The 13,232-nt window shown below is 63.6% G+C and carries 10 protein-coding genes, 1 tRNA gene and 1 pseudogene; 1 reads left to right on the top strand and 11 read right to left on the bottom strand.

All coding sequences use genetic code 11. From position 1 onward, the window contains the following. Positions 1–26: 26 nt before the first annotated feature. The 7 genes and pseudogenes from ABEI27_RS13200 to ABEI27_RS13170 form a co-directional block, all read right to left on the bottom strand. Positions 27–2,243, bottom strand: a complete 2,217-nt coding sequence (locus ABEI27_RS13200) for a type II secretion system F family protein (RefSeq protein ID WP_375799868.1) — start codon at positions 2,241–2,243, stop codon at positions 27–29. Continuing rightward, positions 2,230–3,993, bottom strand: coding sequence for a type II/IV secretion system ATPase subunit (locus ABEI27_RS13195; RefSeq protein ID WP_375799929.1), 1,764 nt, complete (start codon positions 3,991–3,993; stop codon positions 2,230–2,232). Before ABEI27_RS13195 ends, ABEI27_RS13200 begins: the two co-directional genes overlap by 14 nt. A gap of 191 nt (positions 3,994–4,184) precedes the next feature. Then, positions 4,185–4,688: a hypothetical protein gene (locus ABEI27_RS13190; RefSeq protein ID WP_375799867.1), complete on the bottom strand. Its 504-nt coding sequence runs from the start codon at positions 4,686–4,688 to the stop codon at positions 4,185–4,187. 87 nt (positions 4,689–4,775) lie between these two features. After that, complete coding sequence (locus tag ABEI27_RS13185) at positions 4,776–5,819, bottom strand: ornithine cyclodeaminase family protein (protein WP_375799866.1); 1,044 nt, start codon at positions 5,817–5,819, stop codon at positions 4,776–4,778. 419 nt (positions 5,820–6,238) lie between these two features. After that, positions 6,239–7,888: a thermosome subunit beta gene (thsB, locus tag ABEI27_RS13180; protein WP_375799928.1), complete on the bottom strand. Its 1,650-nt coding sequence runs from the start codon at positions 7,886–7,888 to the stop codon at positions 6,239–6,241. A gap of 238 nt (positions 7,889–8,126) precedes the next feature. Continuing rightward, positions 8,127–8,721 (bottom strand): annotated as a pseudogene (locus ABEI27_RS13175) (class I SAM-dependent methyltransferase). A 129-nt stretch (positions 8,722–8,850) separates the two neighbouring features. Further along, a complete protein-coding gene (locus ABEI27_RS13170; protein ID WP_375799865.1) occupies positions 8,851–9,024 on the bottom strand; it encodes a hypothetical protein in 174 nt (57 codons plus the stop codon). 244 nt (positions 9,025–9,268) lie between these two features. On the opposite strand from ABEI27_RS13170, the gene ABEI27_RS13165 reads away from it, so the two are divergent. Further along, positions 9,269–9,724: a pyridoxamine 5'-phosphate oxidase family protein gene (locus ABEI27_RS13165; RefSeq protein WP_375799864.1), complete on the top strand. Its 456-nt coding sequence runs from the start codon at positions 9,269–9,271 to the stop codon at positions 9,722–9,724. Positions 9,725–9,965: 241 nt separating this feature from the next. Here the strand turns inward: ABEI27_RS13165 and ABEI27_RS13160 are convergent. The 4 genes from ABEI27_RS13160 to citZ form a co-directional block, all read right to left on the bottom strand. Beyond that, a tRNA-Ser gene (locus ABEI27_RS13160) sits at positions 9,966–10,046 on the bottom strand. A gap of 27 nt (positions 10,047–10,073) precedes the next feature. Continuing rightward, positions 10,074–10,277 carry a hypothetical protein gene (locus ABEI27_RS13155; protein ID WP_375799863.1) on the bottom strand — a complete coding sequence of 68 codons (204 nt, stop codon included), beginning with the start codon at positions 10,275–10,277 and terminating at the stop codon, positions 10,074–10,076. Continuing rightward, positions 10,274–11,485: a threonine ammonia-lyase gene (ilvA, locus tag ABEI27_RS13150; RefSeq protein ID WP_375799862.1), complete on the bottom strand. Its 1,212-nt coding sequence runs from the start codon at positions 11,483–11,485 to the stop codon at positions 10,274–10,276. The genes ABEI27_RS13155 and ilvA overlap by 4 nt, the downstream gene beginning before the upstream one ends. 509 nt (positions 11,486–11,994) lie before the next feature. After that, positions 11,995–13,134 (bottom strand): citrate synthase, encoded by a 1,140-nt coding sequence (citZ, locus tag ABEI27_RS13145; RefSeq protein WP_375799861.1) that lies wholly within the window; start codon positions 13,132–13,134, stop codon positions 11,995–11,997. Positions 13,135–13,232: the final 98 nt, after the last annotated feature.

Genomic DNA, 13,232 nt, shown 5'->3' with positions numbered 1-13,232 from the left:
TCACAACAGCGCGAAGTCAGGAAAGTTCACAACAGCGCGAAGACGATGTAGGTGATCGTCAGCAGCACCGTCGCGTGTTTGACCCCGTCAATCACGCTCCCCTCACCCAGTTGCCCGGCGACGAGTCCCGAACAGACGCCCTGGATCGAGGACACGTGGAAAAAGAGTAGTTTGTACGCGTCGGTGTCGACGGTCTGGAGCCCGCTCAGTGGGCCAGTGCTGACCCCGCCGACATCGCCTACCGTCCCGGTGGCCGACTGGCCCGCCGCTTCGACCGCCGGGATGAACGAGATTGTCAGGGCTCCGACAATTCCCAGAAAGACGAAGAACGAGACGTAGATGACGATGAGATACGTCAGCATCTCCTGTCGGCGCTCCCGACGGAGCCGTCGCATCTCCTGGGCTTCGTCCGCCGCGATGTGAAGCACCGGGCTGATGTCCCCGCTAGCGGACATCGCGTTGCGGATGAGCGTGACAGCCCGTGAGACCGCCGGCGCACGGGCCCGGCGCTCTAACCCCACGAGTGCGTCACTGACGCGTGAGCCCCACCGAATGTCGAGCCACACACGGGAGATCTCGTCCCCCAGCCGACCGAGTTCGGCGTCCGCGAGTCGGCCGAAACAGCCGACGATCGTGACGCCCGCCTCGTTGATACTCGCCATCCGGTCGAGGAAGTCGGGCGTGTCGGCCTCGATGGCGCGGATACGCCGCTTGTTCACTTCGTGCGCGACTGCAATCCCCGCCAGGAGGACGATCGTCGCCTGAACGATCGGCCCGTCGATCGCCTCGACGAGCAGCAACAGCGCGGTCGTCGCTGGTGTCGACCCCGACATTAACGCGGCGATGGCCCCGCGGGTCGCCCCGCCGATCGACAGCGCAACGATGAGCAATCCCAGCGGGAGCGTCACGACCAGCGAGTACGCCGGTCGCCGCAGGACCGTCCCGATGGGGTCCGAGAGTCCCTCTCTGACCGTCCCAATTCGGTCGTAGACCGCGAGCCGTTCCCAGTTCGTCACATCCGCCTTGGAACCACGTGATCGGACTGCCGTCGCGTCCGTTCGGCCGGTGTCGATGCCGCCGTCGCTGCGTTGCGATAGTTCGTCAGCGGTCGCCGTCGAGGCCTCACGTCGACTACTGATGTCCAGATTCGGCTCGGTCAGGTCGTCGGTGTGGTCGCGGGTCCCGATCGTAATGCTCTCGGTGATGCTGTCGACGTAGACGACGAACCCGAACGTCAGCAGCGGAATTGCGAGGTAACTCACGAGTCGGAGAAGCGTGAGCGTGTCCTGAATCACCAGTCCGATCACGACGAGGACCGTGATGAAAAACAGGGGACCGGCGACGAGAACGGTGACGTACACTTCTGCGAACGTCGAAAGAAGATCGAGATACTGCCGCTGTTGGGCTTCGGCCTCCTCCTGGAACCGCTCGTACTGGTCGTGGAGGAAGTCGGAGACGCTCTGGCCGGAGGAGAGGACGCTCGCGAGGTTGCCGGTGAACTCCGATAGGTTTTGACTCGGCGTTCGCTCGGCGGTGTCCTGCAGTGCCGTCAGAATATCCGTGCCGAAGGCGTCGATGTCGCGGATCGTGACGCCGAGTTCGCGCGCCGCCTCGCCGTAGACGTCCTGGTTTCGCGTGAGCGTCCGGAGAACCCCCTGGAACGGCATCCCCGAGCGTGAGAGCGCGTAAATGAACGCGACGGTCCCCGGTAGCGTCGCGTCGATCTCGAGACCGCGGGCCCGTGCGCGCTGATCGAGGTACTGCCACCGCCCCCAGTACACCCCAAGCGAGAGCGCCGACCCGACAGTGGCCCCGGCCACGACGAGCAGCGCGAACAGTTGCAGCAGCGAGAGGTCCGGAACCTGAGCGATAGCCGCGACAAAGTCCAGTACGTCCGGGAGCACCGCCCGGATCGCTTCCTGTTCGACCGAGAGCGAGCGGAGGACGGTCGCACCGAGATAGACGCCGTATACGCTGCCTGCGATTCCCGCTACTGCGGCAATAAACAGCGTCTGTGAGGCGAACACGCGGTGGCTCTCGCCGACGAACGCGGCCCGCATCCGATCTCGCTGTCGGCGACGGCGCTGGTTCGACTGCGTCACGTACCGGCCGAAGATCGGGAGCGACAGTCGCGTGACGAGCAGGCGAGCGTTTCGGTTCACCGGAACGAGTGCGACCGGGAGCGCCAGAAGCGTCACCAACAGGAGCGGCACGTACCCGACGAGGAACTCAGTCGTCACCATCGGCTTCGAGCCCCCCGATGCCGACGTCCCCTCCGGAGTCGACCGTGGCGTCGGCGGCGTCCGTCGCGTTCTCCGCTGTCCGTTCGAGCCGTTCCATCACCCGCTCTGGGTCGACGTAGTACTCGTTGACCAACGCGGTGAACTCCCGGTAGTCGGTCGTGCCGAGGTCGACGAGCAACCGGAGGAACCGCTTCCGCCGGTTCATCTCCCGTTTTCGCTCCGTCCGACTCCATCCCCGGTCGTCCTGGATCTCCTCAACGAGGTTCGAGTCCGATTCCCTGAAGGAGTCGGTGTCGGCGTTCCACGTGAACGCCCGCGAGTAGTCCAGTTCGCCGGTCCGCTGATCGATCTCGCCGATCTCTCCGATCGACTTCGATCGGCGGACCCGCTCGCCGTCGACCCGCGTGAGCGTCTGTACGCAGAGCAGATCCAGCGACTGCACCATCGCCCGCGGGACGTTGATCGGTTCGTTCTCCAGTCGGTTGATGACCGTCTCGATGCTGTCGGCGTGCATCGTCGAGAACGTGGTGTGGCCGGTGTTCATCGCCTGGAACAGCGTCACGGCCTCGTCGCCGCGGACCTCGCCCACGATGATGTACTCCGGGCGGTGCCGGAGCGCCGAGCGCAGGAGGTCGTACATATCGATGTCCGAGCCCTCGTGCAGACGCTCTCTGGTGACCGAGGCGAGCCAGTTGTCGTGATACAGCGACAGTTCTCGGGTATCCTCGATCGTCAGCACCTTCGCACGCGGCGGAATGAACATCGAGACCGCGTTCATCGAGGTCGTCTTTCCGGAGGCGGTGCCACCGGCGAAGATCAAGCTCTTGTTGTGTTCGATGCAGAGCCAGAGATGCGCTATCTGCTCGATCGAGAACGTCCCGATATCGATCAGATCGATCGGCGTGAACGGCTCATCGGCGTACTTCCGGATGGTGAAGGCGGAGCCTCGTGGTGTGACCTCTTCGCCGAGGGCGAGTTCGACGCGTGAACCGTCTGGAAGCGTCGTGCCCACGACGGGGTCGCCGACACTGATGTGCCGTCCCGACTCCTGCGCGAGACGGATCACGAACTCGTCGAGAGACGTGTCACCGAAGACGACGTTCGTCTCGATGTCGGTGTAGTCGTCGTGATAGACGAAGATCGGGAGATCGTAGCCGTCACAGGAGATGTCCTCGATGTGCGGATCGTTCATCAGCGGATCGATCCGACCGAAGCCGCGGAAGTCCCGCGAGAGGTAGTACAACAGGGCGTGGAAGGTGAGCATCGAGACGTCGACGCCGTACTGTTCGAGCAGGGTCCGTAGCTCGGACCGGAGCGTCTCCTCGGCAGTCGGTTCCGCGTTCGTCTGGTAGAGAAGCGGGTCGCGGATGTCGACGCGGGCCCGCGACAGTAACTCGGATTCGAAGTCGTCGAGTTCGGGTTCGACGGCGTAGTAGTAGTGCTCGCTCGCCTCGTCGTCGTACGTGATCACGACGTGGGCGTACGGGGCGTTCACCCAGTACCGATCGATGACCGTCTCGCCGTCGGGCGGGTCAAACGACGCGAAGCGTCCGTCACTAGGGCGGTAGGGTCGAACGTCGATCGAGGAGCCGCGAAGGACCTCGATGAACCGGTCGATCCGCCGCTGCAGATCGTCCGTCGTCGCTTCGAGTCGCCCGAGAAACGAGTCCGCCTCCCGATCCCCGGCCGTCGCCGAGCGACCGTCAGCGGAGCCTTTCGGTGACGAGGATCCCGATTCTCCCGGCGGCATCGCGTCGCTCGACGAGAGGGAGGCGTCAGTTTGCCCGGGCTCCGGAGACGATGCCGACGACTCCCCGTCGGCACTCTCTTCCCCGCCCGTAGCCGGCGTCTCCCCTCCGGCATCTGACTGACCTTCGTCCATAATGTGGACGTGTTGCGTAGCCTTTCACTCGCAGTGACTTATACTGTCGGCCGAAAATATCACTCCTGATCGACCGTCAGCAGCAGGCCGCCGAAGAGCAGGAGAAAGACAACGCCGACCGGCAGCGGCACGCCGGGGAACCCCCGGGTGAGCAAGAGGTACGTCGCGGCGGCGAGCACGACGCCTGAAAGCGCGAGGATGCCGCCGAGGAACCGAACCGGGTCAGCCGGGCCGGCCTCGAGTCGCTCCTCGTCCCGGTAGTACAGCGTTGCGACGACGACACCGACTGCCAGGACCGCGGCCCCGACCGCCCAGGCCTGATACGCCACCTGGATCGTCTGCCCGTGCTGGAACGCAATTGCCGAGAGGGGATCCGCGAGCGCGATTCGACGCGCGGGCGTCACCCCGAACGCGTAGCGGATCTGGAAGAATGGAAACCGCACGAACAGCACCGACCCGCCGGAGATGCCGCTGGAGTACGTGATGTTCCACGGGACGAACGCGGCCAGCCAGGTCACCACGACGGCCAGTTCGCCCGCGTACTCCGAGCGGACCCAGACCATATGCCGAATCCCGTCGCCGGATCGGTAAAAACTACCGAAGCGATCGACCCGCAGTCGAACGCGCTTCGGCGGTGAATCTGCTGGCGATCAGTCGGCCAGTCCGAGCAGGTCGAACGCGTAGCCGTTGTCGTTCGCCGTCGCGTGTTCGTAGGCGACGTGCGCGGCGGCGACGTCCTGGATCGCCAGCCCCGTCGAATCGAAGACCGAGAGCCCGTCCGCGTCGGTCCGCCCCGATTTCTTGCCCGTAACGATCTCGCCGAGCGCACCGTAGATATCGTCGTCGTCGAGGACGCCCTCGCTCCAAGGAACGTTGATCTCGCCGGAGTGTGTCGTCTGCTCGTAGTCGTCGATCACGAGTTTCGCGTCGAGAAGGATCTCGTCGGCGAGTTCGTGCTTCCCGGCGGCGTCGGCTCCCATCGCGTTGACGTGCGTGCGTTCGCCGACGGCATCGCGCGGGACGATCGGCGACTCGACGGGCGTGACTGTCGAGAGCACGTCGCAACCGGCCGCCTCGGCGACCGTGCCCCCGCGAACGTCGAAGTCGTCCTCGAACGTTTCGACGAAGGCTGCCACACGCTCTTCCTCGAGATCAGCGATCACGACCGTCTCGATTTCGCGGACCTCGCTAATGGCGCGGAGTTGCATATACGACTGTGCCCCCGCACCGACAATGCCGAGCGAGGAGGCGTCCGGAATCGAGAGGCGGTCAGTCGCGACGGCCGCGGCCGCGCCGGTCCGGAGCATCGTCAGCGTCCGGCCGTCGAGGATCGCCAGCGGCACCGCCGTCTCCGGGTCGGTGTAGATCATCGTCCCCATCACCGTCGGCAGGTCGAACTGGTCTGGGTTGTTCGGGTGAGCGTTCACCCACTTCACGCCGGCAGCGTCCCACCCGCCACCGGGGGAGGCCTCCTGGGTGTCCCACTGGCTCGCGGCGTCCTCCGCACGAACGTCGAGGTACGCCGGCATCGACCGGAAATCACCGTCGTACTGCGGGAGATCGATGTAGGACTTCGGCGGCATCTGAGCGTCGCCGCGTTCGTACGCCGCGAACGCGTCCGCGACGGCGGGCACGAGTTCCGCCATCGTCACGTTGTCGCGGACGTCCTCGTCATTCAGTAGGAGCGTCTCCATATTGGATGGTCACACTTCATCCACTTAATAAACACCGTTACTGAATTTACATCCATATCAGCGGTTTAACTCCAAATTTTCTCTAATTGAGTGCAAAAATATTAAATTTTAATGCCCTATAGCGAGCGCGATTTCGGACGGGAGTGACGGGAGCGCTTCGGCGGATGGAGTGGCCCCGCTGGGAGCGGCGGGACGGACTCGAATAGTCAGAGCGTCTCGGCGGACGGGTGACCCGCTGAGAGCGGTGGGACGTAGTCACTATCGGGGAGGTCGGCGAGAACGGGCCCGGAGTCTCGAAAAAAGGCGAGTTGAGCGAGTATACGCCGGACGCGATCGAGCGTCGGCAGAGGATGTCAGATCGGAGGCGAGGCGGGTCGAGGGCGCGTCGTGGGTGAGTGGTGTGTCGGTCGAACCGGCGCTTACATTGCGCCGCCCATACCGCCCATACCGCCCATACCGCCCATACCGCCGGCACCACCGGGCGCGCCGCCTTCGTCGCCGTCGCCACTGGTGCTCAGTTCGTCGGCGGCGATGATGTCGTCGATCTTGAGGACCAGGTTCGCGGCCTCAGTGGCCGAGGAGAGCGCCTGCTCCTTTGCGTGTGCGGGCTCGACGACGCCGGCATCGAAGGTGTTCTCCACCTCGCTGGTGAAGACGTTCAGCCCGGCGTGGGTGTCGTCGTCCTCGTGGGCTTCACGAATGTCGACCAGCGTGTCGATGGAGTCGAGACCGGCGTTCTCGGCGAGGACGCGCGGAACGAGTTCCAGCGCGTCGGCGAACGCTTCGACCGCGAGCTGCTCGCGGCCGCCAACGGAGCCAGCGTAACTGCGGAGGCGCCGCGCGACTTCGACTTCGATCGCTCCGCCGCCCGCGACGACGCGGCCGTCGGATACGGTCGTCGAGACGACGTCGAGGCCGTCTTGGACGCCGCGCTCGATTTCGTCAACGACGTGTTCGGTGGAGCCACGCAGCAGCAGCGTCACACCGTGTGACTCGTCGCCGAGGCCCTCGACGTAGAACAGTTCGTCGTCGCCGTCGCGGCCGACGGCCGCCTGGCCGAGATCCGCGGCGGTGACGGTTCCGATGTCCGAGACGACGCTCGCACCGACGACGTCACGCAGGAAGGCGATGTCGGACTTCTTCGTCCGTCGGACGGCCAGGATGCCCTCTTTTGCGAGGTAATGCTGGGCCATATCGTCGATGCCCTTCTGACAGAAGACCACGTCGGCACCGACGTCGACGATCTTTTCGACCTTCTCTCTGAGCTGTTTCTCCTCTTGATCGAGGAACTGCTGGAGTTGGTCCGGGGACTCGACGTTGACCTGCGTGTCGACGTCGGTCTCCTCGATTTCGATGGCTTCGTCCAGCAGCAGGACGTCTGCCTCGTCGAACTCGGTCGGCATATCGTCCTGTACAGGGTCCTTGTCGATGACCGCACCATCGAGAAGTTCGGATTCGCTGGTGGAACGTCCCGTCTGCGTCTCGATGTTGACGTTCGCCAGGTCGACGACGTAGGAACCGTCGTCGGCATCGACCGTCACGGCCTCGACGGTTTCGACGACGAGCCGAGCCAGGAGTTCCTTGTCGAGTTCGGAGCTCTTGCCGGTCATCGAGGTTTCGGCGACCTTCCGAAGCACGTCGGAGTCGCCCGGTTCGACGGTCTCGGCGACCTCGTTGACGGCCGATCGAGCCTCTTGGCTCGCGAGGTGGAAGCCCTTGATTATCGCCGTCGGGTGGATGTCCTGCTCGAGGAGGTCTTCGGCGTTCTTGAGGAGTTCACCCGCGATGGCGACGGCCGTCGTCGTCCCGTCGCCGGCCTCGTCTTCCTGGGTCTCGGCGACTTCGACGATCATTTCCGCCGTCGGGTTGTCGATGTCCATCTCCTGAAGAATGGTGACGCCGTCGTTCGTGATGGTGACGTCCCCCATCGAGTCGACGAGCATCTTGTCCATCCCTTTCGGGCCGAGTGTCGACCGTACTGCTTCCGAGACGGCTCGGGCGGCCTGAATGTTGTACTCCTGCGCGTCCTTGTCCTTGACGCGCTGGGCGTCCTCGCCCATAATGATCATCGGCTGACCCTGTTGCATTCGCTGACTCATAGACATCGTTGGATTGTTTGTGATTCTATATAAATTCTTTGCTACGGGGCAACCGCCGTTTGTGAATTGTGGGATCCCAAGAGCGGGGCAATCGGCACGTACACCGCTCGATTCGCTCGTATCCACGAACTATATCGTGACAATCAGTACCACGTTAGCTGGTCGCAACCGCCGGCGCGACGCGGGATTTATATACGATTCCCGCAGTTCACCAGCATTCGGGATACGACTGGGTGCCGCCGTGACTGTTAGGTCCGACGAGTCCGACGGTCGCCGAGCGGGTTCCGGCCACGGGTTCACTCGATCCCTCGTAGTACAGCACGGTGAGGTTGCGGCACACGCAGAGAAGTTCGTTCGAGCAGAGTCGGCAGCGGTCGGAACTCGGCCCGACTGCTGCCGGCGGGTCCGATCGGAGGTGATGCTGATAAACCAACAGGCCGTCAGGCCGCAGCGCTCGTTTGATGCCGCTCAGGCGGTCGAGCGTGCGGAAGAAGCTGACAGTCACCACGTCGTACTGGTCCACGGGGTACGCGAATCGAGTTGCATCCGCCTGGAGTAGGTTGATTCGGATTTCGGTGCCTCACGCTGCCGCGTTGGCTCTGGTGCACCGGAGCCTATCGATTGATTGGTCGAGCGCGCCCACCTCGTGGTCCCGCTCGGCGAGGAAGACTTCGTTGCAACCCGTGCGCGACGTCGAGCGCTCGTCCGGTAGCCGTCTCGTCGACATCGTCTCGCAGGACCGACGAGGGATCCGGATCAGACGGACACTCGCCAGTGCGAAACCGCTCGTTCCAGGAGCCCATACGTCCACAGTCGCCCCCGATCCTTGTCACTGTATCTCCTGTCGCGCCTGCTGTGGCGAGCGAGCGGGGCGATGGCCCCATCGGCGGTCAGCCTGCAAGCGAGCGCCCCGCAAAAAGACGAGTCCGGATTCACTCCTCGTCCGGGAGTTCCTCTGCGACGAACGGGTTGTCGCCGGAGGGCTCGAACTGTGGGAGCTCCTCGTCAGCCTCGACGGCTTCGATCTCCTCCTCGTAAAGTTCTTCTTGAAGCTGGCTGCGCTTGTTGCGGCCTTTCTGCTCCCGACCGTTTTTCGTGTCAGGCATTGTCATCCGTGTGGATTGTTGCCACAGTAATGAACCTTTTGCACACCGAAATCCGGGGTGAACAGCGCGAAGCGGCCGGGGCAGAGAGCGCAAATCGGGGGTGTCCGGGGAGAGACGCCGGTGACACCCCTCGTCAGTCTATCGATTCGAGCTTTTCTATCGGCCGCGCAGAAGTATTGTAGATCCTTCTCTGTGATTGGGAATCGAATTAAACAGTTTACCAATACCCGTTTGATTCGGTTCTATGTCTTCACCGCGCGAAACGCTGCAGGGCAAGCAACTAACCGAGACAGCGGTCGACGAGTTCCTCGAAACCAAGGGGTTCGGCGTCCTCTCACTGGCGGCCAACGGCGTACCATATGCCCTGCCGATGTCGTTCGGATACGACGGGAGCAAGCGGCTCTACGTCGTGTTCCTGGGGCACTCGGAGGAGTGGAAGAAGATGACGTACGCCGACGCCACCGACGCGGCGACCTTCCTGACGTTCGACGTCGAGTCCGCCGAGACCTGGCGGAGCGTGATCGTCGCGGGCTCGTTCGAGCGCATCGACTACGAGCAGTGGGACACCGCGCGCGAAGCGATGGCCGGCAATGCGTTTCGACCCGACCTCCTGGTCGATGACGTCAATGTGCAGGAGAACCCACAGGTGTGGGTTCTCGAGGCCAAAGAGAAGTCCGGTAGAGCGATCGGGACGATGTAGGCCCCCGAAATACGACCGCCACTCCGGATCCGATGCAGCGGGCACACAGTGCCGGCGGGGTTTCGGTCGAGGAGAAACCGGGACGATGCGCCGGGACAGGGATTTGAACTACAGTCGTTTTACTCGTGTTATTCGCTTCGCTCGCGACGCTCCCTGATTCAAATTCCTTTGTCGGTGCGACACAGCCCCAGTCGCGTACGCTCGGTGATAAACCGCCTTGTTCGGTACTGGGGCAGAGAAGCGCCGGGACAGGGATTTGAACCCTGGATCCCAGAGGGAACACGCTTTCCAGGCGTGCGCCTTACCACTCGGCCATCCCGGCCCGGTCGAACCTACCCTACTGACTCGTTTAAGTCCTTCCTTTCGACGCCAAACGGGGTTCGACGAGGTACGACGCAACGGCGACAATCGCGCCGATCAGGGCGGCGAACCCGAAACTGGTGAGTACGTCCACCCCGAGTCTACCGACGGCCAATCGGTAGCCCTGCACGAGAACGAGAAACGCGAGGGTACCGACGAGACCCCACAGAACCGCCGACCGTGTTCGACTCACGCCAGCACCTCCACCTCGTAGCCCGCGTCCCGCAGTGCTGCGAGCAGTTCGTCGATGTGGTCGTGCCCGCGAGTCTCGATGTCGATCTCCACGTCGGCCTCGTTCATCGCGACGTCCCGTGACGTGCGGTCGTGCTGGATCGCGTAGATGTTGGCTCGGCGATCAGAGATAATCTCGACGAGGTCTTCGAGCGCCCCCGGTCGGTCGCGCAGGACCGTCCGGATCTTGAGATACCGGCCGGTCTCGACGAGGCCGCGGACGAGGACCGTAGTGAGTTGGTTCGTGTCGATATTGCCGCCGCAGAGCGCGGGAACGATGGTCTCGCCGTCGTCGTAGTCGAATCGCCCGAACAGCAGCGCCGCCATCGGCACCGCACCCGCTCCCTCAACGAGCGTCTTCGAGCGCTCCAGAAGGTACGTCAACGCCACCGCGATCTCCTCATCGGGAACGGTCACGACTTCGTCCACGTGCTCGCGGATCACCTCGAACGGCGTCTCTCCGACCTTCCTGGTCGCGATCCCGTCGGCGATGGTGTTCACCGAATCCAGTTCCCGGATCTCGCCGGCAGTGAGCGACTGCGGCAGCGACGCCGCTCCCTCGGCCTGGACACCGATCACGCGCACGTCGCGATTGCGCGCTTTCATCGCGGTCGCGATCCCACTGATGAGTCCGCCGCCCCCGACGGGGACCAAGACTGTCTCGACGTCCGGACAGTCCTCGACGATCTCGAGGCCGATCGTTCCCTGCCCGGCCATCACCCGCTCGTCGTCGAACGCGTGAACGTAGGTCCGCCCCTCCGCCTGTTCGATCTCGTGGGCCTTCGACTGCGCGTCGTCGTAGTCTGCCCCGTGCAGCACCGTCTGACCGCCGTATCGCTCTGTGGCCTCGACCTTCGATATCGGCGCGTGCTCGGGCATCACGATCTTCGAGTCCGTGCCCGCGCGGGTGGCCGCGAGCGCGACGCCTTGCGCGTGATTGCCCGCACTCGCGGTGACGACCCCCGCGTCGCGTTCCGATTCAGAGAGCGTTGCGATTCGGTTCGTCGCCCCGCGAATCTTGAACGCGCCAGTCCGCTGGAACGTCTCGAGTTTCAGATGGACATCAGCGCCGGTCATCTCCGAGAACGCATACGAGTACTCCAGCGGCGTGTGGCGGACCACGTCGGCGATCCGATCGTGTGCTGCCTCGACATCGGCGAGAGAGAGCATCTCATCTACTGGTTTCGGGCGTCGAGTCTAATACTATCGGATACTGGTCGTCAGAAGCGAGAACGACGACCTGATCGGGCCGCTGTCCGGGCCCGTCCAGCGCGAATATCGAAGTGACTGCGTGTAGAGCCGTTTCACTCCGCGATAGTAAGGGAAGGGGGGGAATGCACGCGTGTGACGTGCACATATATCTGTGGCCGCGAGGTACATAAACATCCCCCACGCGAGGTGAAAGTGAAATCGCCCCACAGCGCCGGTGAAGTCGACGCTGTCTGACGGTTGTCTGGCACACGTCTGTCATCTGTCTGCTCGAACGAGTGTACTGGTCACCGTGTGTGTGCTGCCACACGGCGTCAGCCCCGGACGTCGAGTCGGTTCCGAGTGAGACGGTAGTGAATCCGTGTCGAATGTTTCGGAGGAGAGTGCACAGGAAACCGCGCAAATGCGGGATATCCGGGAGAACTGTCGTCGCCGGCGGAGTGATCGGTGAAGCGCCGAGACGGCGACAATTACCGTTGGTCAAGCGACGGGAACTCCAGGTCTTTCGGGCCGACGTAGCGGGCCCGCGGCCGGATCAGACGGTTGTCCCCATACTGTTCGAGGACGTGCGCGATCCACCCCGCAGCGCGAGACATCGCGAAGATCGGGGTGTAGATGTCGACGGGGATGCCCATCTGGTAGTATGTCGACGCGGAGTAGAAGTCGACGTTCGGGGCGAGGCCCTTCTCCTCGGCGATGTAGTCCTCGATGGCGACCGAGTAGTCGTACCACTTCGGTTCGCCTGCGGCCTTCGCGAGGGCTTTCGACTTCTCACCAAGGATTTTCGCGCGGGGGTCTTTGACGTTGTAGACGCGGTGGCCGAATCCGGGAACGCGACGGCCCTCGTCGAGGGCGGTCTCGACCCACGCCGTCGGATCGAGGTCGCTCTCGTCGACCTCCTTTAGCATCCGCATCACGTTGGCGTTCGCGCCGCCGTGGAGCGACCCCGCGAGTGTGCCGACCGCAGTGGTGACGGCGCTGTGGAGGTCCGAGAGCGTAGAGGCAGTCACCATCGCCGAGAACGTCGAGGCGTTGATTCCGTGGTCGGCGTGGAGAACGAGCGCCATATCGAACGTCTCCGCGAGGACGTCGTTTGGCACCTCGTCGTTCAGCATATAGAGAAAGTTGGCGGCGTGACTCAGATCCTCTCGGGGCTCAACCGGTGCTTTGCCCTGGCGAAGCCGCTCGAACGCTGCGAGCGCCGTCGGCATCTTAGCGGTGATCCGACAGGCCATCCGAAGGTTCGACTCGAGGTCGTCGACGTCTTCGTGGTCGGCGTCCTCGTCGTACGCCGACAGCGTCGAAACGATGGTCCGGAGCGCCGCCATCGGCACCTCGTCGGCATCGGCGAGCTTCCGGACCCGCGCGAGGACCTCGTCGTCGATCTCCCGGCGTCTGGCCATCCAGGATTCGAAGTCCGCAAGCTCCGCAGCATCCGGGAGTCCGTCGTGCCACAAGAGGTAGACGACTTCCTCGTACGACGCCTCGCGGGCCAGGTCTTCGATCGGGTAGCCGCAGTAGACCAGTTTCCCAGCGTCGCCGTCGATGTAACTCAGCTCCGACTCGGCGACGATGACGCCTTCCAGCCCGCGCTTCAGGTCGTCTGACATACCTATCCGATTTCCGTCCACGTGAAAAAAGCGTTACCGTTTACGGGTGTTCGAGGTCATCCCACCCCAGCTGTGACCACCAAGCGTTTTTGTCGCCC

Source organism: Halobellus sp. (assembly GCF_042218505.1).
Taxonomy (GTDB): Archaea; Halobacteriota; Halobacteria; order Halobacteriales; family Haloferacaceae; genus Haloquadratum.
Note: the sequence above shows the minus strand (reverse complement) of the source record. Positions and strands in the feature narration are given on the sequence as shown.

What these genes read in the sequence shown, in the direction of transcription:
- ABEI27_RS13200 (WP_375799868.1), bottom strand. Translation starts at nt 2,243, where the DNA reads ATGGTGACGACTGAGTTCCTCGTCGGGTACGTGCCGCTCCTGTTGGTG.
- ABEI27_RS13195 (WP_375799929.1), bottom strand. Translation starts at nt 3,993, where the DNA reads ATGCCGCCGGGAGAATCGGGATCCTCGTCACCGAAAGGCTCCGCTGAC.
- ABEI27_RS13190 (WP_375799867.1), bottom strand. Translation starts at nt 4,688, where the DNA reads ATGGTCTGGGTCCGCTCGGAGTACGCGGGCGAACTGGCCGTCGTGGTG.
- ABEI27_RS13185 (WP_375799866.1), bottom strand. Translation starts at nt 5,819, where the DNA reads ATGGAGACGCTCCTACTGAATGACGAGGACGTCCGCGACAACGTGACG.
- thsB (WP_375799928.1), bottom strand. Translation starts at nt 7,888, where the DNA reads ATGATCATTATGGGCGAGGACGCCCAGCGCGTCAAGGACAAGGACGCG.
- ABEI27_RS13170 (WP_375799865.1), bottom strand. Translation starts at nt 9,024, where the DNA reads ATGCCTGACACGAAAAACGGTCGGGAGCAGAAAGGCCGCAACAAGCGC.
- ABEI27_RS13165 (WP_375799864.1), top strand. Translation starts at nt 9,269, where the DNA reads ATGTCTTCACCGCGCGAAACGCTGCAGGGCAAGCAACTAACCGAGACA.
- ilvA (WP_375799862.1), bottom strand. Translation starts at nt 11,485, where the DNA reads ATGCTCTCTCTCGCCGATGTCGAGGCAGCACACGATCGGATCGCCGAC.
- citZ (WP_375799861.1), bottom strand. Translation starts at nt 13,134, where the DNA reads ATGTCAGACGACCTGAAGCGCGGGCTGGAAGGCGTCATCGTCGCCGAG.